We start from the raw sequence: 19,670 nt of genomic DNA on the forward strand, positions 1-19,670 counted from the left end.
CGTGCAGCGCCACCGCCAGCGGTTCGGCCAGTGCCGCCCTGCGCAGCCCGAGACCCGCGGGGAGCGCCCTCAGCTGGCCGGCCGGCACCGCGATCCGGGCCGCGAACCCGCCCTGCACATGCGGCGTACGGGCCGCGCTGCCCAGATAGCGGGTGTCCCGGCAGACGTTGGCCCGCCCGTCCAGGCACTCGGGGCAGGCGCCGCACGGCGTCGCCGGGTGCACGGCCACCGGGGTGCCGGGCGCGGGGCCCTCCGCCCCTTCGCCGTACGCGACGACGGTCCCGACGACCTCGTGGCCCAGCAGCATCGGCTCCTGGAGCAGGAAGTCACCGACCCCGCCGTGCCGCCAGTAGTGCAGATCCGAGCCGCACACGCCGCCGTACCGCACCGCGACGACGGCAAGACCGGGACCGGCAACCGGCTCGGGCAGCTCATCGACCCGCAGGTCGTCCACCCCGTGGATCACACATCCGCGCATCACAGCACACTCGTCATTCCGCCGTCGACGTACAGGATCTGGCCGCTCACGAAGTCCGCGGCCGGCGAAGCGAGATAGAGCACCCCGCCCACCAGGTCATCGGTGCGCCCCCAGCGTCCGGCCGGCGTACGGCCGCGCACCCAGGAGCTGAACTCCTCGTCCTCCACCAGCGGCCGGGTCAGCTCGGTCTCGATATAGCCGGGGCCCAGGCCGTTGACCTGGATACCGTACTGGCCCCAGTCGGCGCACATGCCCTTGGTGAGCATCTTCAGGGCGCCCTTGGTGGCCGCGTACGGGGCGATGCCGGGGCGCACCACCTCGCTCTGCAGCGAACAGATGTTGATGATCTTCCCGTGGCCGCGGGGGGACATCCGCCGGGCGGCCTCGCGGCCCACCAGGAAGGCGCTGGTGAGATTGGTGTCCACGATGCGGTGCCAGTCGGCGTCGGTGAAGTCGAGCAGCGGGGCGCGCAGTTGCATCCCGGCGTTGTTGACCAGGATGTCCAGCGGGCCCGCCTGCTCCTCGGCCGCGGCGATCCCGGCAACGACCGAGGGCCCGTCGGTGACGTCGAAGGCGGCGGTGAACACCGTGCCCCCGGTGTCTTCCAGCGCGGCGGCCGCGGCCTTCAGCCGGTCCTCGTCCCGGCCGTTGACGACGACCGTGCAGCCCGCCTCCAGCAGACCGCGGGCGAGGGCGTGGCCGATGCCCCTGCTGGCGCCGGTGACCAGCGCCGTACGACCGGAGATCTCGAACAGTGGATGTGCCATGGGGGGGTCCGTTCCTCTCCGTGACCGGAGCGTGGCGGTGGCTAGAGAACGAGCGAGAGCAGCAGGATGAAGATCAGCGAGACCACCGAGATGATGGTCTCCATCACCGACCAGGTCTTGATCGTCTGGCCGACGTCCATCCCGAAGTACTCCTTCACCAGCCAGAACCCCGCGTCGTTCACATGGCTGAAGAAGAGCGAGCCCGCGCCGATCGCGAGCACCAGCAGCGCCACGTGCGCCGTCGACATGTCAGCGGCGAGCGGTGCGACGAGGCCGGCGGCGGAGACGGTCGCCACGGTGGCGGAGCCGGTGGCCAGCCGCATCACCACGGCGATCAGCCAGGCCAGCAGGAGCGCCGGGATCGACCAGTCCTTGGAGATGTCCAGCACCATCTGACCCACACCGGAGTCGATCAGGGTCTGCTTGAAGCCGCCGCCGGCGCCGACGATCAGCAGCACACTCGCGATCGGGGCGAGGGACTTCTCGACGGTCGCCGACATCCGGCCCTTGCTGAAGCCGGCGGCCCGGCCCAGCGTGAACATGGCGACGAGCACCGCGGCCAGCAGAGCGATCAGCGGCGAGCCGATCACGTCGAACGTGCGCTGGACGGTGTCCGCGGGGTTGTCGATCACGATGTCGACGAGCGCCTTGGCCAGCATCAGTACGACGGGCAGCAGCACGGTGGCCACGGTGGCACCGAATCCGGGCCGCTTCTCCAGGTCCTCCGAGGGCCGCTCGGGCACCATGCGGTCGGGCGCCTGGATGTCGACCCAGCGGGCCGCGTACCGGGAGAAGACAGGACCGGCGATGACCACGGTCGGGACGGCCACCAGCACACCCAGCGCGAGCGTCACGCCGAGATTGGCGTGCACGGCGGCGATGGCCACCAGCGGCCCGGGGTGCGGCGGGATCAGACCGTGCATCACGGACAGGCCGGCCAGCGCGGGGATCCCGATCCGCATCAGCGAGAAGTTGCCGCGCTTGGCGACCAGCAGCACCACCGGGATCAGCAGCACGATGCCGATCTCGAAGAAGAGCGGCAGCCCGACGATCGCCGCGATCAGCACCATCGCCCACGGCATACTGCGCCGGCTCGCCTTCGCGAGGATCGTGTCGACGATCTGGTCGGCGCCGCCGGAGTCCGCGAGGAGCTTGCCGAGGATGGCACCGAGCGCGATCAGGACACCCACGCTCGCGGTGGTGTCACCGAGCCCCGATGTGAAGCTGGTGATGACCTTGTCGAGCGGTGCGCCCGCGACCGCTCCCAGGACGAGCGATCCGATGGTCAGCGAAAGGAACGCGTGGAGCTTGGTCTTCGTGATGAGCAGGACGATGACGGCGATGCCCGCGAGGACGGCGATCCCCAGCTGGGCATGGCCGGCCGACGATATCGGCGCTGGGTCCGCTGCCAACATCTCGACGCTGAGACTGGACACGGTGGTTTCCTTCGGTTCGTGAGGAAGTGAGTGGTGGCGGTCCTACGACCTCGCGGTCAGCCGCCGAGGCCGCGCAGCGCGGCGACGGCCCGCCCGGTGATGTCCTCGGGGGTCCCGGAGATGTCGACGGCCGCGCCCGCCTCGTCCCGGCCCAGCGGCTGGAGCGCGGCGAACTGCGAGTCGAGGAGCGCGGTCGGCATGAAGTGGCCCTTGCGCTCCGCCATCCGTTGCTCGATCAGCTCGCGGTCCCCGGTCAGGTGCAGGAAGACCACGCCGGGCGCCTCGGCCCGCAGCCGGTCGCGGTAGGAGCGCTTGAGCGCGGAGCAGCTGACCACTCCGCCCCGGTCGGCGCGCTCGTGCGCCCAGCGGCCGATCGCGTCGAGCCACGGCCACCTGTCGGCGTCCTCCAGAGGCGTGCCGGCCGACATCTTGGCGATGTTCGCGGCGGGGTGGAAGTCGTCCCCCTCGGCGTACGGAACGCCCAGTGCGGCCGAGAGCAGCGGACCGATCGTGGTCTTGCTGGTCCCTGCCACACCCATCAGGACTACGACTCGGGGGGTGGTCATCGGTGGTGCCTCGCTGTCTTCTTCGACATGACTTCGACGGAGGCCGACATGGATCCGTCGCGCTACTGAAACCCATTAGGTACGACTTATTCAAGAGGCTGTGACTTAAAAGTCATACTTAATGGGTCCGGCGTATGCCCCGTAGGGTGAGGCCATGACCACTCAGGGCCCGGGGCTCCACGCCCATGTGCTGGAAAACCTCGGTCCCTCGATCACCTCGGGGGAGTACCCGCCGGGCAGCGTGCTGCGCACCGACGAACTCGCCCAGCGCTTCGACGTGTCGCGCACCGTGATCCGTGAGGCCGTCCGGGTCCTGGAGTCGATGCGGCTGGTGGAGTCGCGGCGCCGGGTCGGCGTGACCGTACGGCCCGCCGACGAGTGGAACGTCTACGACCCCCAGGTCATCCGGTGGCGGCTGGCCGGCGCCGACCGGTCCCGCCAGCTCCGCTCGCTGACCGTCCTGCGGTACTCGGTGGAGCCGGTCGCGGCCGGGCTCGCGGCCCGCCACGCCACCGCCGAGCAGTGCGCGGCCCTCACCGAGCAGGCACTCGGCATGGTCGCCACGTCCCGCGGCCACCAGCTCGCCGGCTATCTGGTGCATGACATCGCCTTCCACCGCCTCGTGCTGCGGGGCTCGGGCAACGAGATGTTCGCCAGGCTCGGCGACGTGGTCGCCGAGGTGCTCGCAGGACGCACCGAACACCAGGTGATGTTCGACGACCCCGACCCCGCCGCGGTGACCTTGCATGTGCAGGTCGCCGAGGCCGTCCGGGAAGGCAATGCCGAGCGGGCGGAGGAGCTGACCAGAGAGATCGCGGTCGGCGCACTGAAGGAGCTGGACGTCCTGGCGCCCTGACCGGTGCCGTTTCAAACGTTTTGTGACAAAGATTTCATTCGGTTCTCCGGCCCGACACGCCCCCTTTACGCTGACGCCTTGATCAGCCGCCACCTCCCCACGTAAGGCGACGCACCCCATGAGTGACCGCACCCTCACCGCGGTAGAACCCGAACCCTCTCCGCACGTCGATGCCGGTGACGAGGGCTACAGCAAAGATCTGAAGTCCCGCCACATCAACATGATCGCGATCGGCGGGGCCATCGGCACCGGCCTCTTCCTCGGTGCCGGCGGCCGGATGGCGGGAGCGGGCCCCTCACTCGCCATCGCCTACGCGGTCTGCGGCGCCTTCGCCTTCTTCGTCGTACGGGCGCTGGGCGAACTCGTCCTCTACCGCCCGTCGTCCGGCGCCTTCGTCAGCTACGCGCGTGAGTTCATGGGGGAGAGGGGCGCCTACACGGCCGGCTGGCTGTACTTCCTCAACTGGTCGACCACCGCGGTCGCCGACATCACGGCCGCCGCCACCTACGCCCACTTCTGGTCGATGTTCAGCTCGGTCCCGCAGTGGGTCTGCGCGCTCGTCGCCCTGGCCGTCGTCCTCACCGCCAACCTGATCTCGGTCAAGTACTTCGGCGAGACGGAGTTCTGGTTCTCGATCATCAAGGTCGCCGCGCTCGTCGTCTTCATGTGCATCGGCATCTATCTGGTGGTCACCCAGCACTCGGTCGACGGGCACACCCCCGGCTTCGGCACCATCGGTGCCGACGGGGGCCTCTTCCCCAAGGGCGTGATGCCCATGCTGCTGGTCATCCAGGGCGTCGTCTTCGCGTACGCCTCGGTCGAGCTGTGCGGTGTCGCGGCGGGCGAGACCGAGAACCCCGGGAAGATCATCCCGAAGGCCATCAACTCGATCATGTGGCGGGTCGGCATCTTCTACGTCGGCTCCGTGGTGCTGCTCGCCCTGCTCCTCCCGTACACCGCGTACTCCGACGGCGAGAGCCCCTTCGTCACGGTGCTGGCGAAGATCGGCGTCCCCGGCGCGGCCGGCGTGATGAACCTGGTCGTCCTGACCGCGGCGCTCTCCAGCCTCAACTCCGGCCTGTACTCGACCGGCCGTATCCTGCGCTCGATGGCGCTCGCCGGGTCCGCGCCGCGCTTCACCGGCCGGATGAACAAGGGCCAGGTGCCCTACGGCGGCATCCTGCTCACCGCGGGCTTCGGCGTGCTGGGTGTCGTGCTCAACTACCTGGTCCCCGGCAAGGCGTTCGAGATCGTCCTCAACTTCGCCTCCATCGGCATCCTCGGCACCTGGGGCATGGTCATGCTCTGCTCGCTGCTCTTCTGGCAGCGGTCGAAGGAGGGCCGGGTCACCCGGCCCGCCTACCGGCTGCCGTGGGCGCCGTACACCCAGATCGTCACCCTCTGCTTCCTGGTCGCCGTCGCGTTCCTGATGTGGTGGGGCGGGGGAGTGGGCCGCACCACCGTGGAGTGCCTGCCGCTGATCGCCGCCGCGCTCGTCGGCGGATGGTTCCTGGTACGCGGCCGCGTCGCGTCCGTCGCCGCCGAGCGTCAGGGCCTGGAAGACTGAGGCCACCAACCGCTCGGTGATACGGAAGGCTGTCGACGGCATGACGCAGCAGGTCCAAGGGGTCGTGGCCCCCGGCAAGAACCAACCCGTCCGTGTGGAGACGATCCTGGTCCCGGACCCGGGTCCCGGCGAGGCCGTGGTGAAGATCCAGGCGTGCGGGGTCTGCCACACCGACCTCCACTACAAGCAGGGCGGGATCAACGACGACTTCCCGTTCCTGCTCGGCCACGAGGCCGCGGGCACCGTGGAGTCGGTGGGCGCGGGCGTCACCGACGTCGCCCCCGGCGACTTCGTGATCCTCAACTGGCGGGCCGTGTGCGGCCAGTGCCGGGCCTGTCTGCGCGGCAGGCCGCAGTACTGCTTCGACACGCACAACGCGAAGCAGAAGATGACCCTGGCCGGGGGCACGGAGCTGTCCCCGGCCCTGGGCATCGGCGCCTTCGCCGAGAAGACCCTGGTCGCATCCGGCCAGTGCACCAAGGTCGACCCCTCGGTCTCCCCGGCCGTCGCCGGTCTGCTCGGCTGCGGAGTGATGGCGGGCATCGGCGCCGCCATCAACACCGGACAGGTCGGCCGTGGCGACTCCGTCGCGGTCATCGGCTGCGGCGGCGTCGGTGACGCCGCCGTCGTCGGGGCCCGGCTCGCCGGGGCCGCGAAGATCATCGCCGTCGACATCGACGACAAGAAGCTCGCGACCGCGCGGCGGATGGGCGCCACCCACACGGTCAACTCGCGTACCTCGGACCCCGTCGAGGCCATCCGCGAGCTCACCGGCGGCTTCGGTGCCGACGTGGTGATCGAGGCGGTCGGCCGCCCCGAGACGTACCAGCAGGCTTTCTACGCCCGTGACCTGGCGGGAACGGTCGTCCTGGTGGGCGTCCCGACGCCCGACATGAAGCTGGAACTCCCGCTCCTGGACGTCTTCGGCCGCGGTGGCGCGCTCAAGTCCTCCTGGTACGGGGACTGTCTGCCCTCCCGCGACTTCCCGATGCTCGTCGACCTGCACCAGCAGGGCCGTATCGACCTCGCCGCCTTCGTCACCGAGACCATCGGCCTCGACGAGATCGAGAAGGCCTTCGAGCGGATGCACGACGGCGATGTGCTGCGCTCGGTGGTGGAGTTCTGATGGCGGCCCGTGTCGACCACCTCGTCACCTCCGGTACGTTCTCGCTCGACGGCGGCACCTGGGACGTCGACAACAACGTCTGGATCGTGGGCGACGACAGCGAGGCCATCGTCATCGACGCCGCCCATGACGCCGCCGCGATCGAGGCCGCACTGGACGGCCGTACGCTGCGCGCCATCGTCTGCACCCACGCGCACAACGACCACATCGACGCGGCGCCCGCCCTGGCCGCGGCCACCGGGGCGCCCGTCCTGCTGCACCCGGACGATCTGCCGCTGTGGCGGATGACCCACCCGGACCGCCTTCCCGACGGTGAGCTCGAGGACGGGCAGACCCTCCAGGTGGCGGGGACCACGCTGACGGTGCTGCACACCCCGGGCCATGCGCCGGGCGCCGTCTGCCTGCACGCCCCCGGCCTGGCCACGGTCTTCACCGGCGACACCCTGTTCCAGGGCGGACCCGGTGCGACCGGCCGGTCGTTCTCGGACCACCCGACGATCGTCGCGTCCATCCGGGACCGGCTCCTGACCCTGGACCCGGAGACCGTGGTCCGTACCGGACACGGTGACTCCACGACCATCGGCGCGGAGGCCCCAGGACTGCCGGAGTGGCTGGCCCAGGACAGCTGACGCCACGGCAGGGTGCTCCGGGAGGGAAGCCGGTCAGGCGTCCCTCCCGGAGCACCCGTGGCGTCATGACTTACGGGCCACGCCCACCCAGCCGGGGATCGGCTCGTCGCCGGCGACCGGCACCCGCTCACCCAGCTCCGGGTGCCACTCGGCGGCCAGCGAGACCCCGGGGTCGAAGAACTCGAACCCGTCGAAGAACCGCGCCGTCTCCGTGCGCGAGCGGGGCCGCAGCGTCAGCCCGCGTGCCCGGTACATCTCGACGGCCTTCGCCGACCCCTCCGGGTCGAAATCCCCCGTGACATGCGAGAGAACGAGGCAACTGCCCGGCGCCAGCGGCTCCATCAGCCGGTTCACCAGCTCGTACGCGTCCTCGTCGGCGACGAAGTGCAGCAGGGCCACCAGCGAGAGCGCGACCGGCCGGCCGAAGTCCAGCAGCTTGCCGGCCGCCTCCAGGATGGTGGCGGGCTCCCGCGCGTCCGCCTGGATGTAGTCGGTCGCGCCCTCGGGCGTCGAGCGCAGCAGCGCCGCGGCGTGCGCCAGGACGATCGGGTCGTTGTCGCAGTAGACGACGCGGGAGTCCGGTGCCGACTGCTGGGCGATCTGGTGCAGATTGGGTTCGGTCGGTATGCCCGTGCCGACGTCCAGGAACTGCCGGACGCCGTGCTCCGCTAGACAGCGGGTCGCGCGGTGCATGAAGGCACGGTTGACCCGCGCCATCTCCTTGCCCCGCGAGTCCAGGGCGAGCAGTTGCTCGGCCATCTCCTGGTCGACCGGATAGTTGTCCTTGCCGCCCAGGAACCAGTCGTACATCCGGGCCGGATGCGGCTTGCTGGTGTCGATCTGGACGGGTGCGGGGTCTAATCCGGTCATGGGACGCTCCAGTTGGTGGAAGGTCGGCACGGACAACGATATCGACAACGGCCGTGGTGCTGGTCAGGTGAGGAGAAAGTCGGCCTGGCCGGACTTGGCTCCCTGGATGAAGGCGGCGATCTCGCCGGTGGAGTAGATGAGTGCGGGGCCGTCAGGGTCTGCGGACTGGCGTACGGCGACCCTGCCGTCGGCCAGCTTCATGGCCTCGATGCAGTTGCCGCCGTTGCCGCCGCTCCACGGCTTGTGCCAGCCATCGGCGCCGAGGTCCGCGGCAGGCATGCCGTTGTATATGCGATCCATTACAGCTCCTTGCGGAAATCCTTGAGGATCTCCTTCGTGCGTTGTGCAGTTGCGGCCTGAGCCGCCATGCGGTCCATGACTTCGAGGTGGGCAGCCACCTCGGGACGCGCGTCCAGATAGACGGCGCCTGTCAGGTACTCGCTGTAGACCATGTCGGGGAGTTCGGGCATCGCGAAACGGAAGAGGACGAAGGGACCGTACGTCCCCGGGTGGTGGCCGCTGGAGAACTCGGCGATCTGCAGCGTGACATGCGGGAGTTCGGCGGCGCGAAGCAGCCGGTCGATCTGGCCGCGCATGACATCGCGGCCGCCCGCGTGCCGCCGCAGGACGGTCTCGTCCATCACGACCCAGAGCGTCGGCGCGTCGGGCCGTGTCAGCAGGGACTGCCGCTCCATCCGCAGCGCGACGTGCCGCTCGATGTCCTCGGGGCTCGTCTCGCCGACAGCGCCGCTCAGCATGATCGCGCGCGCGTACTCCTCGGTCTGCAGCACGCCGGGCACGAAGTGCGGCTCGTACTGCCTGATGAGGGAGGCGGCGCCCTCCAGGCTGACGTACATACTGAACCAGTCGGGCAGGATCCCGTGGAACCGCTGCCACCAGCCGGGCTGGTTGGCCTCCTCGGCGAGTTCGACGAAGGCGTCGTTCTCGGCCTCCGGGATCCCGTACGCCTTCAGCAGTAACTGCACATAGGGGATCTTCAGCGCCACCTCGGCGGTCTCCATCCGGCGGATGGTGGCCTGGGCGACCCTGAGTACCTTGGCAGCCTGTTCGCGACTCAGACCGGCTCGCTCGCGCAATTCCTGCAAGCGCTTTCCGAGCACAACCTGGCCAACGGTCGGGGCGGACCGCGGCTCACTCAACTGAGACCTCCACTTGGGCAGTTGTCCAGCAGTGTGCCATGTCCGCCCCATCGGTGAAACGCCACTCTGAACTTTGCAAAGTGCCTCTTGCCAAGGTGTCCGTTACGGAGGACAGTAGACGGGTGAACCAGTTCACGCGACTGGCGCATACCCATGGGGGATGGTGCGGCAGTTGCGGTACCCAACCGTGAGGATTTCGGCTGTGGCTCCAGGCACCGCGCTCATCCCCCAGCTCATCGACCAGTGCCCCGGCAGCGACGTACGGCGGTACGCGTTCGAATTACCGGCACGCACCGATTCCGTGGCCCGCGCCCGCCGCCTGACCCGGAACCGGCTCGCCTGCTGGGACTTCCCGGAGGAAGCCAGCGACACCGCGCTGCTCATCGTCTCGGAACTGGTCACCAACGCGGTCGTCCACACGGCGGGTGACCACATCGCCTGCGAACTGCGCGACGACAGGGGCCAGCTGCGCATCGCGATACAGGACCAGGGGCACGCCGCCGCGGGCCCGCAGCTCTGCCGCTCCCCGCAGGGGGAGCACGGCCGCGGACTGCTGCTCGTCGATGCCGTCAGCCGCGCCTGGGGCGTGCGTGACGCGGCACACGGGCCGGGGCGACTGGTCTGGGCGGAGCTGGAGTGCCACGCGGGGCGGCCGTGCTGAGGAATGCGCTGGCGCGCGTCCCTGCTCTTTCGACACCGCTCGGCTGCGACGCGGTGGGGGTGCCGGAACACCACGGATTCCGGCTGCTTGCCAGGCTGCCCAAGCCCGGTTGTGTCTTCGCGGACGACGACTGGTGGTGGTGGATCGTCCCTTCGGGCTCCGACCACGAACTCGCCTGGCCGGACCGGGTGCGTTACGCGCCCGGCGCCTATGTGCCGGCGGCCCGCCCCCGGCTGCTCCACTGGCCGCAGGACTCGCTGCCCTACACCCCGCCGATCCCGCTCTACCTGATGGTGTGCCAGCTCATGGGCGAAGTACCGGAGTGGGCCTGAAGACCGCAGGATCCGGCTTGAGCAGAGCCGGCTTGAGCAGAGCCGGTGTGGGCCTGCGCCCATAGGATGCCGGCCGCCGGGCCGGATGCCGACGGCCGGGCCGGATACCGGCCGCTACGGCCGGAGCGTGACCGGCCGGCCGGGCCGCAGCCGCACCGTACGGCGCCACTCCCCGGCCCGCACCTCGGTCGTCGTACTCACCGTGGAACGCAGCACCGCTGCGGTCACCTTCCCGGCGCGCCACTCCAGATCGACGGTGATCCCGCCGCGCGCCCCGACACCGGTGATCCGGCCCGCCGCGGCCCAGGCGCCCGGCAGCGCGGGCAGCAGCTCGACGACGCCCGGCCTGGAGTAGACCAGCATCTCGATCATCGCCGTCGGAGTGCCGAAGTTCGCGTCGATCTGCAGGGTGGCGCGCGACCCCAGGTCGTACATGTCGAAGAGGTTCTGCGATGTGCCGTTGCTGGTGCCCGTGGACGGCGCCATGACCGTACGGACCAGCTGGTACGCCTTGTCGGCGTCCTTGAGCCGGGCCCAGCTCGCCGCGCGCCAGGCGCAGCCCCAGCCGAAACTCGACATACCGCGCGCGGTGAGCAGATTGCGTGCCCCGGTGACCAGTTCGGCCGGGCTGTCCTCGGGGGTGATCCGGTCGCCGGGGAAGAGGCCGACCAGCGGTGACAGATGCCGGTGCGTGGTCTCGCCCAGATTCTCCGGGGTCATCCACTCCTCCAGCCAGCCGGTCTCCGGGCTGACCTGGGGGAGGTAGAGACGGGCCTGGAGCCCGGCGACCGTCTTCGCGTAACCGGCGTCCCTGTTCAGCAGCGCGGCCGCCGTCCGGTACGAGACGAAGAGGTCCCGGACGAGTTCCTGGGCGTAGGTGATGCCCTTCGCGTCCGTCGGCCCCTGCTCGGGCGACCAGTCGCTGTCGTCGACCAGGACCTGCCGGGACGCGCCGGTGACGGGGTCGGTGACGGCCGTGGTGACCAGCCGCGCCTCCCAGAACTCGCAGGCGCCCTTGAGCAGCGGGTAGATCTTCCTCAGCTCGGAGCGGTCCTGGGTGTACTCGTAGTGCTGCCAGAGCGAGTTGCAGAGCCAGGCGTTGCCGGCCGGATGCCACCACCAGCCAAGGCCGCCGTGGATGTTGGCCGAGATGGCGGTCGTCCAGCCCGCGACCTTCCCGCTGGAGTTGCGGAAGCCGTTGCGCGGGTCGTTGAACGTCCTGGCGGTGGTACGCGTCCAGGACGGCACCTGGGCGAGGCAGTAGTCGAGGAACGCCCCGAAGCAGTCCGAGAGTCCGGCCCGGTCGGCCAGCCAGTAGTTCATCTGGACGTTGATGTCCGTGTGGTAGTCGCCCATCCAGTCCGGATCCGTACGGTCGATCCACAGGCCCTGGAGGTTGAGCGGGACACTGTCGCGCGAGCCGCTGATCATCAGATAGCGGCCGAACTGGAGGTACGCGGCCTCCAGTTCCGGGTCCGGCGGTGCGCCGGCGGCGCCCAGCGCGGTGAGCCTGGACCAGGTGTCGAGCGAGCGCTGAGTGTCGGTCGAGGTGCCCAGCTCGACCGTCATCCGGTCGTACAGCGGCTGGTAGTCGGCGAGATGGGTGCTGAGCAGCGCGGGCCCGCCGGCGTTCGCCGCGGCGCGCAGCCGGCCGGCCGCGATGGCGTGCGGGTCGGCGTCGGGGTCCCGGTAGCCGGCCGCGGGGTCCTGCGCGTAGTTCGTGCCGCCCGCGATGACGATGAGCACGTCGGAGCACCCGGTGAAGGTGACGTCGGCGCCGTCGACGGCCACGGTGCCGGTGCCGCTGGTGACACCGGCGGCCGCCGCGTACGTCAGCCCGTTGGGGAAGGCGCCGGTGAACGAGGTCGTACGGGTGGCGCTGTCGGCCGTGGCCGTCTCACCGTGCCATCCGGCGAGGGAGAGCGAACCGGTGCAGGTGCCGCCGCCGCTCTGGGTGAGGCGGACGACGACGACTTCGTCCGGGTGGCTCGCGTACACCTCACGCCGGTAGGTGACCCCGCCCAGCCGGTAGGTGACCGTACTGAGCCCGTTGCTGAGGTCGAGGACGCGACGGTAGCCGGTGACGGCGGACAGCTCATGACCCGGCAGGTCGATGGACGCCTTGGCCAGGAGCGTGAAACTGCCGAAGTCGTCTGCTCCGTAGGGGAACTGACCGTCGCTCTGGAGGGTGTCGTTGAGGCCGCCGGTCCACAGGGTGGCATCGGTGAGGTAGAGCACGTCGTGCGCGGGGTCCCCGGTCAGCAGGGCGCCCATGCGCCCGTTTCCGACCGGCAGCCCCTGCTGGATGATGAGGCTCTCACTCGCGGGCTTCGGGTAGTGCAGCTCGGTGGCCGCCGGAGCGGGGACGAGCCGTGCCCCGTGCCCCGCCGGGCGCGGCCCGGCAGCGGCGGCGGTGAAGGGACGCAGCCCCCCGAGCACGAGTCCCGCGGCAAGGGTGCCGCCCGCTGCCCCCAGAACGCTTCGACGCGACGGTGCGGGGTGTTCCGGGGCATGGGTCATCTACCGGTCCCTTCGACGTGGTGTGCCAGAACGACACCTCAGGAAGCGACGGAAACGTACGATGTCTGCTGGGGGCTGTCAACGTTCTGGGCGGTTTTCACGCTCGGTTGGGGCTCGACGGTGCGGCGACATCCGATGTATCTCGAACCTCCGGACCCCTGGCTCGGCTTCTGACTCAGCTCCCGGCCGGGCTGCCGGGCAGGGCCTGGTCCAAGGTCTCGGCCGCTTTGGTCATCGGCCCTCCTGCGTCACCGGTGTTCAGCGTTCCCGCGGGTTCGAACAGCAGGATGGCGGTTTCCTCCTCGGCCAGCGGACAGTGCTCGACCCCGCGGGGAACGACGAACAACTCGCCGGGCCCCAGCACCACATCGCGATCCCTGAGCTGGATGGTGAGCCGCCCGCTGATGACCAGGAACAGTTCATCGGCGTTCGCGTGGCCGTGCCGGACGAATTCCCCTTTCGGCTTGGCCGGCTTGACCTCGTAATCGTTGAGCTCTGCCACCTTCTTCTGCGACCACAGCTCGCTGAACTGCGCGAGCCTGTCGGCGAGGTTGACGGGAACAGGCACTGCGGGCATGCGGCATTCCTCCCTCAAGACCGGCGGCTGCGGAGGCTTCTGCCTCCCGCTCTCCGGCCGGTGTCACGAGCCTGCCGCCCGGGTTCACCGCCGGTTTTGTACGTTCCTGGCATGACCGGACGGCGTCCTCGCGCAACCATCAGGGCCTGGCGGCCGTCCGTCCCGGGATCTCCGAGGTGTTCCACGCGCACTTCACCGACCACGCATATCCGGCCCACACCCACAGCACATGGGATCTGATGATCCTGGACGACGGTGCGGTCGACTTCGCACTCGACCGCCGCCGCCATGGGGTGACCGGCACCTCCTGCGTCCTCCTGCTGCCTCCGGGTGTTCCCCACGACGGCCGGACGGCCACGTCCTCGGGCTTCCGCAAGCGCGTGCTCTACCTCGATGACTCGGTGCTTCCACAGCGATTGGCCGACGGTGCGGTGGGCAAGCCGGTCCTCGATGACGGACTGTTGCGTCATCGGGTCCACCAACTGCACAATCCCCTCGGTCATGCGGGAGACGAGTTCGAAGCCGAGTCCCGGCTCTCCTTCATCGGCGAGCGGCTCCGCTTCCACCTCGACGCGCCGCAGCCCCTCAGACCAGGCCGTGAGACGAACCCGCTGGCGACCGGGCTGCGGGAGCTGCCGGACTCTCGGATACTCACCGGTATCTCCCTGCGCGAGGCAGCCGCAGCTCTGCATGCGCACCCCACTCACCTGATCCGCTGCTTCAAACAGACCTACGGCCTGCCACCGCACACGTACCTCACCGGCCAACGCATCGACCGAGCGCGCCGGCTCCTGCTCGATGGCCTCCGGCCCGCCGAGGTCGCCACGACCGTCGGATTCCACGACCAAGCCCACCTGAACCGGCACTTCACCCGCCATGTGGGCATCACGCCCGGACGGTACGCACGGAGCACCGTCAACGGTCGGGATGGCGGTTGATCGCGCCACAGCCACGGGAACGCAGAAAACCCCCACACGAAGTGGGGGTCTCAGCTGGTGTCCGAGGGGGGACTTGAACCCCCACGCCCGATAAAGGGCACTAGCACCTCAAGCTAGCGCGTCTGCCATTCCGCCACCCGGACAAGGTGTCTGTCTCGCGGCCCTGGGCCGTTCCGACGTGGAAAACCATAGCAAACATTGGGAGGTGCTCGATCACGCGCCGGCGTCTGTGAACCGTGTATGACGGCCGGTCCCCGCGCTTGGGTCGCAGGGGTGGTGCGGGCGAGTATGGGGCAGGGGACCACCAGCAGCGACAGCGGGAGGAAACAGCGTGAGCGAGTCCAGCAGGACAGGCACCGAACGGGCCGTCTCCGGTCAGGACGAGGTCGTGGACCTCTGTCGTGACCTGATCCGGATCGACACCAGCAACTACGGCGACCACTCGGGGCCCGGTGAGCGCGCCGCCGCCGAGTACGTGGCCGAGAAACTGGCCGAGGTCGGTCTCGAACCGCAGATCTTCGAGTCCCACCCGGGGCGCGCCTCCACGGTGGCCCGGATCGAGGGCGAGGACCGGTCGAGGCCCGCGCTCCTCATCCACGGCCACACCGACGTCGTCCCGGCCAACGCCGACGACTGGACGCACCACCCCTTCGCCGGGGAGATCGTGGACGACTGCGTGTGGGGCCGCGGCGCGGTCGACATGAAGGACATGGACGCGATGACCCTCGCGGTCGTACGGGACAGGCTGCGCAGCGGCCGCAAGCCCCCGCGCGACATCGTCCTCGCCTTCCTCGCCGACGAGGAGGCGGGCGGCACCTACGGCGCACGCCACCTCGTGGACAACCACCCGGACCTCTTCGAGGGCGTCACGGAAGCGATCGGCGAGGTCGGCGGCTTCTCGTTCACCGTCAACGAGAACCTGCGGCTGTATCTCGTGGAGACGGCGCAGAAGGGCATGCACTGGATGCGCCTCACCGTGGACGGCACCGCGGGCCACGGCTCCATGACCAACACCGACAACGCCATCACCGAGCTCTGCGAGGCGGTGGGGCGGCTCGGGCGGCACCAGTGGCCCGTGCGGGTCACCAAGACCGTGCGCTCCTTCCTCGACGAGCTGTCCGACGCGCTGGGCACGCCCCTGGACCCCGAGGACATGGAGGCGACCCTCGCCAAGCTCGGCGGTATCGCGAAGATGGTGGGCGCGACCCTGCGTAACTCGGCCGCGCCCACCATGCTCGGCGCCGGCTACAAGGTGAACGTCATCCCCGGGCAGGCGACGGCCCACGTCGACGGCCGCTTCCTGCCCGGTTACGAGGAGGAGTTCCTGACCGACCTCGACAAGCTCCTCGGCCCCCGGGTCAAGCGCGAGGACGTGCACGGCGACAAGGCGCTGGAGACCGGCTTCGACGGAGACCTGGTGGACGCCATGCAGGTGGCGCTGAAGGCCGAGGACCCGATCGCGCGGGCGGTGCCGTACATGCTCTCGGGCGGTACGGACGCCAAGTCCTTCGACGACCTCGGGATCCGCTGCTTCGGGTTCGCGCCGCTGAAGCTGCCGCCCGAGCTGGACTTCGCCGGGATGTTCCACGGGGTCGACGAGCGGGTGCCGGTCGACGGTCTGAAGTTCGGTGTGCGGGTCCTCGACCGCTTCCTGGACCAGTGCTGACCGGGCAAGTGACCGGACAAGTGCTGAAAGGACTTTCCAACTAATCGGCTGTACGTGCGTATGCGACCGGAAAGAGTGAATAGCGCGATTGGTTCGTAGCCCCGCCGGGTTCTCCTCGTTACAGGTGGTGCGGTCCGCAGTCTGGACCGTATTTGCCGACTAGGAGGAACTAATGATCAAGAAGGTCGTCGCTGCTGCGGCAGTCACCGGTGGTCTCGTGCTCGCGGGTGCGGGCATGGCCGTCGCCGACTCGGGCGCGCAGGGTGCCGCCGTGCACTCTCCCGGCGTGATCTCGGGCAACGTTGTTCAGGTGCCCGTTCACGTCCCGGTGAACGTGTGCGGCAACACGGTCTCCGTGATCGGGCTGCTCAACCCCGCCTTCGGCAACACCTGCGTCAACCAGTGACGTTGTACCTCCGACCCGCAAGGGTCTGAGCCTTGCCGGCCCCGGAGCGCGCGCCATGCGCTCCGGGGCCGGAGAGGCATTCGGCCCATGGGCAATGACGTCCGCGGGCTTTTCCGGAAGGTAGAAGGCAGGAAACGAACCTATGCGACAGGTCACGAAGAAAGGCCTGATCACCGTTGCGGCCGCGGGCGGCGTGCTCGCTCTGAGCGGTGGCTACGCGTACGCGGACTCATCAGCCGACGGGACCGCGGCCAATTCGCCCGGAGTGCTCTCCGGCAATTCGGTCCAGGCGCCGGTCCACGTGCCGGTGAACGTCTGCGGCAACACCGTGGATGTGGTGGGACTGCTGAACCCCGCGTTCGGCAACAAGTGCGGCAACGCCTCATCGGCCAAGGCCGGATCCGGTACGTCCCACACCGGACAGCAGGGCCAGACCGGCGGCCGCCACCGCGCTCCCGGCAACAGCGGCGGCGGAAGCCACGCCGGCACCGGCAGTCACAGCGGCGGGGGAGCGACGGCGGAGGGTGACACGACCGGCTCGCCCGGCGTCCTCTCCGGCAACAGCGTCAAGCTGCCGCTCGACGTGCCCGTGAACGCCTGCGGCAACAGCGTCGATGTCGTCGGCCTGCTCAACCCGGTCTTCGGCAACAACTGCGCCAACGACGAGAGCACCCCGCCGCCGGCTCACGTCCCGCACCACCCGGTCAAGCCCGGCCACCCGGAGAAGCCCGGAACGCCGCGCGCCCACACGCCGCCGAAGCCCGCGGCGCCGCACGCCCCGGTCACGCAGACCGTCTCGGCACCCGCGGGTGCCGAGCAGCTCGCGCACACCGGCTCCTCTGCCCCGCTCGGGCTGATCATTCCGGCGAGCGCCGGCATGGTGCTCGGGGGGATCATCCTGTACAGGCGGTCCAGGGCAGCCGCATAAGGGGCCGCTGAGCCCTGCACGAACGCATGAAAGGGAGCGGGTCCCGCGGTCGCGGGGCCCGCTCCCTCTGCACTGGACGGGTTCGCACCCTCACCAGGTGGCGCGCACCTGGCGGATGATGCGCCGGCGCAGCCGCACCCGGCGGCTGCCGTCCCGGTGCAGAGTCAGTCGGTCCAACTCCCAGTGTCCGTACTCGGCGTGGTCGGTGAGCAGGCGTGTGGTGTCCGTGCGGGAGACCCCGCGCGGGACGTACACGTCGACAAATTCGTATTCCGGCATCGCATCTATTGTGCGGGCAGAGGCCCGGTACGGATAGCGTCTGCCCTATGTCTGATGCTGCGCAGCCCACGGCTGCCGAGGTACGCGCCGCCGCCGAGGCGGTCAAAGCCGCGCTGGACCGTCACCTCGACGCGGTCGAAGCCCGTACGGGAGAGGACGACCCGGCCGTCTACAGCGCCTTCAACGCGCTCGCGGCGGCCGCCGAGGCGTACGACGAGAGGCTCTACGACCGGTACGACGAGGTCACCCCCTTCGAGATTCCCGCTGCGGACGACTCCCTGCCGCCGTACGCGGGCCCCGACGACCCGCACGCGCTCACGGTGCTCATCCGCCGTGACTACGCGGTGGCCCAGCCGCAGCGGCTGCTCGCGCAGGCACAGCGCATCGTGGATCTCGACCCGGAGGCGGACGGCGGGCCGGGCGCGGGGGCGGTCGTGGGCAACAGTGTGCACGCCGCGCTCGGGGTGCTGTTCGGTGAGTACGAACCGGACGAGGTCGCCTCGCGGCACAAGGAGTTCGGCCTCGAGGAGGGCGACTCCACGCTCTGGGTCTCGGCCGCGGACGACCTGCCCGAGCCGGGGGAGTGGCTGAGCACACCGTTCGACCAGGCGGACCCGCAGCAGATCGTGTGCCGGTTCGACGTCAGTTCCGTCTTCGACGACGAACTGCTCGACGACGGGGACGACGACGATGAGGGTGACGGCGTGGACGATGAGGACGACGTCGCCGGCGAAGCCGCCGCGGACGGGGACCCGGAGGACGAGAGGGTCTGATCCGTCCGGGCGGTGACGTCCGGTGTCCGGCACGGGTGGCGGCCGGGGCTTCGGTCCCGGCCGCCACCCGTACGGAGGGGGCTACGGCGTGTCGTCCCGGACCGCCGCCGGGCGCAGCAGCGTGCGCAGCCGGGTGGTGCGCTGCGGGCCGGGGACTTCGGCCACCGCGTGCGGCAGCGCCTGGTCGACTCCGTGCACCACCGAGAGGTGTCGCTCGCCGCGGCCGAACGCGGTGTAGATCCACGGCCTGTTCAGCCCGCCCGCCGCGTCGCCCGGCAGCACCACGACCACCGCGGGCCACCGCAGCGCGGCAGCCTGGTGCGCGGTGAGTGCCCAGCCGTGCCGCACCGATGCCTCGACCCGGTCCTTCGGTACGACGACGGGCGTGCCGGCGCAGTCCAGATGCAGCCCGTCGGCGTCCGCCGAGACCACGGTGCCCGGCACTGTCCTGCCGGGCTCCGGAGTGTAGGCGGCCCTGTCCCCCGGGTCGAAGCCGCCGAAGCGCCCTGGGCCGGGGTTGAGACGCTCCTTGAGCGCGGTGTTGAGCGCGCGGGTACCGGCAAGGCCCCCGTGCCCGGGGGTGATGACCTGGATGTCGGGCACCGGCACGCCGATGGCCCTGGGCACGGAGTCGGCGACGAGCTGCACGGTGCGGTGCACCGCCTCACCCGCGTCCCGCACGGGGACGATCACGACTTCCTTGCCCGGTGCCGCGACCTGGTTCAGCTCGCCGATCCCGATCCCCGAGACCAGCTCGCCGATGGGGCCGGGATCGGGGGTGCGGGAAGCCGGCTGCGGGCAGGCACGTGCCGCCAGGACATCGGCGAAGACCTGGCCGGCACCGGCGGAACCGAGCACTCCCGGGTCCCCGCTGAGGACCAGCCGGCTGCCGTCGGCCAGCGATTCGACCAGCACGGCCCCGCTCTCGACGTCCAGCTGCGGGGCGTCCACGACGGCCAGCAGATCGAGCGCAAGAGCGCCGTCGCCGTCCCGCCCCGGCCCCTCCGTACCGGTGAGGAGCCCGGAGACGGTGACGGCCGCCGCAGGGTCGCCCAGGGTGGCGGCCAGCCGCCGCCTCCCGTCGGGGGTGTGGGCGGCCGCGTACGCCCGCAGCCCCAGCGCGCGCGCCGCCGTG

The 19,670-nt window shown here is 70.1% G+C and carries 21 protein-coding genes, 1 tRNA gene and 1 pseudogene; 11 read left to right on the plus strand and 12 right to left on the minus strand.

The features are described from left to right. From G3I19_RS22545 to G3I19_RS22560, 4 genes are all read right to left on the minus strand, one after another. A partial coding sequence (locus tag G3I19_RS22545; protein ID WP_164265499.1) for an alcohol dehydrogenase catalytic domain-containing protein occupies nt 1–478 on the minus strand: 478 nt, incomplete at its 3' end. Then, the gene (locus G3I19_RS22550; RefSeq protein ID WP_164265500.1) at nt 478–1,245 is read right to left on the minus strand and encodes an SDR family oxidoreductase; all 768 of its coding nucleotides are present in this window, start codon (nt 1,243–1,245) and stop codon (nt 478–480) included. The genes G3I19_RS22545 and G3I19_RS22550, both read right to left, overlap by 1 nt. A gap of 41 nt (nt 1,246–1,286) precedes the next feature. Beyond that, entirely contained in the window at nt 1,287–2,681 is a 1,395-nt protein-coding gene (locus G3I19_RS22555; RefSeq protein WP_164265501.1) for a gluconate:H+ symporter, read from the minus strand. A 56-nt stretch (nt 2,682–2,737) separates the two neighbouring features. After that, the gene (locus G3I19_RS22560) at nt 2,738–3,247 is read right to left on the minus strand and encodes a gluconokinase (RefSeq protein ID WP_164265502.1); all 510 of its coding nucleotides are present in this window, start codon (nt 3,245–3,247) and stop codon (nt 2,738–2,740) included. Nucleotides 3,248–3,401: 154 nt separating this feature from the next. Between G3I19_RS22560 and G3I19_RS22565 the strand changes: the two genes are divergently transcribed. From G3I19_RS22565 to G3I19_RS22580, 4 genes are all read left to right on the plus strand, one after another. Beyond that, nucleotides 3,402–4,103: a FadR/GntR family transcriptional regulator gene (locus G3I19_RS22565; protein WP_164265503.1), complete on the plus strand. Its 702-nt coding sequence runs from the start codon at nt 3,402–3,404 to the stop codon at nt 4,101–4,103. A 118-nt stretch (nt 4,104–4,221) separates the two neighbouring features. Continuing rightward, a complete protein-coding gene (locus tag G3I19_RS22570; protein WP_164265504.1) occupies nt 4,222–5,670 on the plus strand; it encodes an amino acid permease in 1,449 nt (482 codons plus the stop codon). A gap of 40 nt (nt 5,671–5,710) precedes the next feature. Beyond that, entirely contained in the window at nt 5,711–6,796 is a 1,086-nt protein-coding gene (locus tag G3I19_RS22575; protein ID WP_164265505.1) for an S-(hydroxymethyl)mycothiol dehydrogenase, read from the plus strand. Next, nucleotides 6,796–7,425, plus strand: coding sequence for an MBL fold metallo-hydrolase (locus G3I19_RS22580; protein WP_164265506.1), 630 nt, complete (start codon nt 6,796–6,798; stop codon nt 7,423–7,425). Before G3I19_RS22575 ends, G3I19_RS22580 begins: the two co-directional genes overlap by 1 nt. A gap of 63 nt (nt 7,426–7,488) precedes the next feature. Here G3I19_RS22580 and G3I19_RS22585 read toward each other — a convergent pair whose 3' ends face one another. The 3 genes from G3I19_RS22585 to G3I19_RS22595 form a co-directional block, all read right to left on the minus strand. Then, nucleotides 7,489–8,295 (minus strand): SAM-dependent methyltransferase, encoded by an 807-nt coding sequence (locus G3I19_RS22585; RefSeq protein ID WP_164265507.1) that lies wholly within the window; start codon nt 8,293–8,295, stop codon nt 7,489–7,491. Nucleotides 8,296–8,358: 63 nt separating this feature from the next. Continuing rightward, complete coding sequence (locus G3I19_RS22590) at nt 8,359–8,595, minus strand: DUF397 domain-containing protein (RefSeq protein ID WP_164265508.1); 237 nt, start codon at nt 8,593–8,595, stop codon at nt 8,359–8,361. Next, on the minus strand, nt 8,595–9,455 hold the full coding sequence (locus G3I19_RS22595; RefSeq protein ID WP_164265509.1) for a helix-turn-helix transcriptional regulator: 861 nt from the start codon (nt 9,453–9,455) through the stop codon (nt 8,595–8,597). The genes G3I19_RS22590 and G3I19_RS22595 overlap by 1 nt, the downstream gene beginning before the upstream one ends. A gap of 202 nt (nt 9,456–9,657) precedes the next feature. Here G3I19_RS22595 and G3I19_RS22600 point away from each other — a divergent pair, with 202 nt between their 5' ends. Together G3I19_RS22600 and G3I19_RS22605 are read left to right on the plus strand one after the other, a co-directional pair. Beyond that, nucleotides 9,658–10,116, plus strand: a complete 459-nt coding sequence (locus G3I19_RS22600; RefSeq protein ID WP_164265510.1) for an ATP-binding protein — start codon at nt 9,658–9,660, stop codon at nt 10,114–10,116. Next, the gene (locus G3I19_RS22605; protein WP_343235174.1) at nt 10,110–10,448 is read left to right on the plus strand and encodes a hypothetical protein; all 339 of its coding nucleotides are present in this window, start codon (nt 10,110–10,112) and stop codon (nt 10,446–10,448) included. Before G3I19_RS22600 ends, G3I19_RS22605 begins: the two co-directional genes overlap by 7 nt. A 114-nt stretch (nt 10,449–10,562) precedes the next feature. Here the strand turns inward: G3I19_RS22605 and G3I19_RS22610 are convergent, their stop codons facing one another. Then, entirely contained in the window at nt 10,563–12,968 is a 2,406-nt protein-coding gene (locus tag G3I19_RS22610; RefSeq protein ID WP_164265511.1) for a glycoside hydrolase family 95 protein, read from the minus strand. Between the two features lie 175 nt (nt 12,969–13,143). Further along, nucleotides 13,144–13,545 carry a cupin domain-containing protein gene (locus tag G3I19_RS22615; protein ID WP_164265512.1) on the minus strand — a complete coding sequence of 134 codons (402 nt, stop codon included), beginning with the start codon at nt 13,543–13,545 and terminating at the stop codon, nt 13,144–13,146. Between the two features lie 176 nt (nt 13,546–13,721). On the opposite strand from G3I19_RS22615, the gene G3I19_RS22620 reads away from it, so the two are divergent. Then, nucleotides 13,722–14,483 (plus strand): AraC family transcriptional regulator, encoded by a 762-nt coding sequence (locus G3I19_RS22620; protein ID WP_343235175.1) that lies wholly within the window; start codon nt 13,722–13,724, stop codon nt 14,481–14,483. 55 nt (nt 14,484–14,538) lie between these two features. On the opposite strand, the gene G3I19_RS22625 is transcribed toward G3I19_RS22620, so the two are convergent. Then, nucleotides 14,539–14,626: transfer RNA gene (locus G3I19_RS22625), tRNA-Leu, on the minus strand. Nucleotides 14,627–14,814: 188 nt separating this feature from the next. On the opposite strand from G3I19_RS22625, the gene G3I19_RS22630 reads away from it, so the two are divergent. From G3I19_RS22630 to G3I19_RS22640, 3 genes are all read left to right on the plus strand, one after another. Next, nucleotides 14,815–16,149 (plus strand): M20/M25/M40 family metallo-hydrolase, encoded by a 1,335-nt coding sequence (locus G3I19_RS22630; RefSeq protein ID WP_164265513.1) that lies wholly within the window; start codon nt 14,815–14,817, stop codon nt 16,147–16,149. Nucleotides 16,150–16,321: 172 nt separating this feature from the next. Beyond that, complete coding sequence (chpH, locus tag G3I19_RS22635; RefSeq protein WP_164265514.1) at nt 16,322–16,555, plus strand: chaplin ChpH; 234 nt, start codon at nt 16,322–16,324, stop codon at nt 16,553–16,555. A 142-nt stretch (nt 16,556–16,697) separates the two neighbouring features. After that, a complete protein-coding gene (locus tag G3I19_RS22640) occupies nt 16,698–17,483 on the plus strand; it encodes a chaplin (RefSeq protein ID WP_164265515.1) in 786 nt (261 codons plus the stop codon). Nucleotides 17,484–17,573: 90 nt separating this feature from the next. Here G3I19_RS22640 and G3I19_RS22645 read toward each other — a convergent pair whose 3' ends face one another. Beyond that, nucleotides 17,574–17,762, minus strand: a complete 189-nt coding sequence (locus G3I19_RS22645) for a DUF5703 family protein (RefSeq protein WP_164265516.1) — start codon at nt 17,760–17,762, stop codon at nt 17,574–17,576. A 47-nt stretch (nt 17,763–17,809) separates the two neighbouring features. Between G3I19_RS22645 and G3I19_RS22650 the strand changes: the two genes are divergently transcribed. Beyond that, nucleotides 17,810–18,535 carry a hypothetical protein gene (locus tag G3I19_RS22650; RefSeq protein ID WP_164265517.1) on the plus strand — a complete coding sequence of 242 codons (726 nt, stop codon included), beginning with the start codon at nt 17,810–17,812 and terminating at the stop codon, nt 18,533–18,535. A gap of 81 nt (nt 18,536–18,616) precedes the next feature. Here G3I19_RS22650 and G3I19_RS22655 read toward each other — a convergent pair. Next, nucleotides 18,617–19,670: pseudogene (locus tag G3I19_RS22655) on the minus strand (DNA helicase RecD); the annotation flags it as partial.

Origin of the sequence: Streptomyces sp. SID10853 (assembly GCF_010548145.1) — a bacterium.
GTDB lineage: Bacteria > Actinomycetota > Actinomycetes > Streptomycetales > Streptomycetaceae > Streptomyces.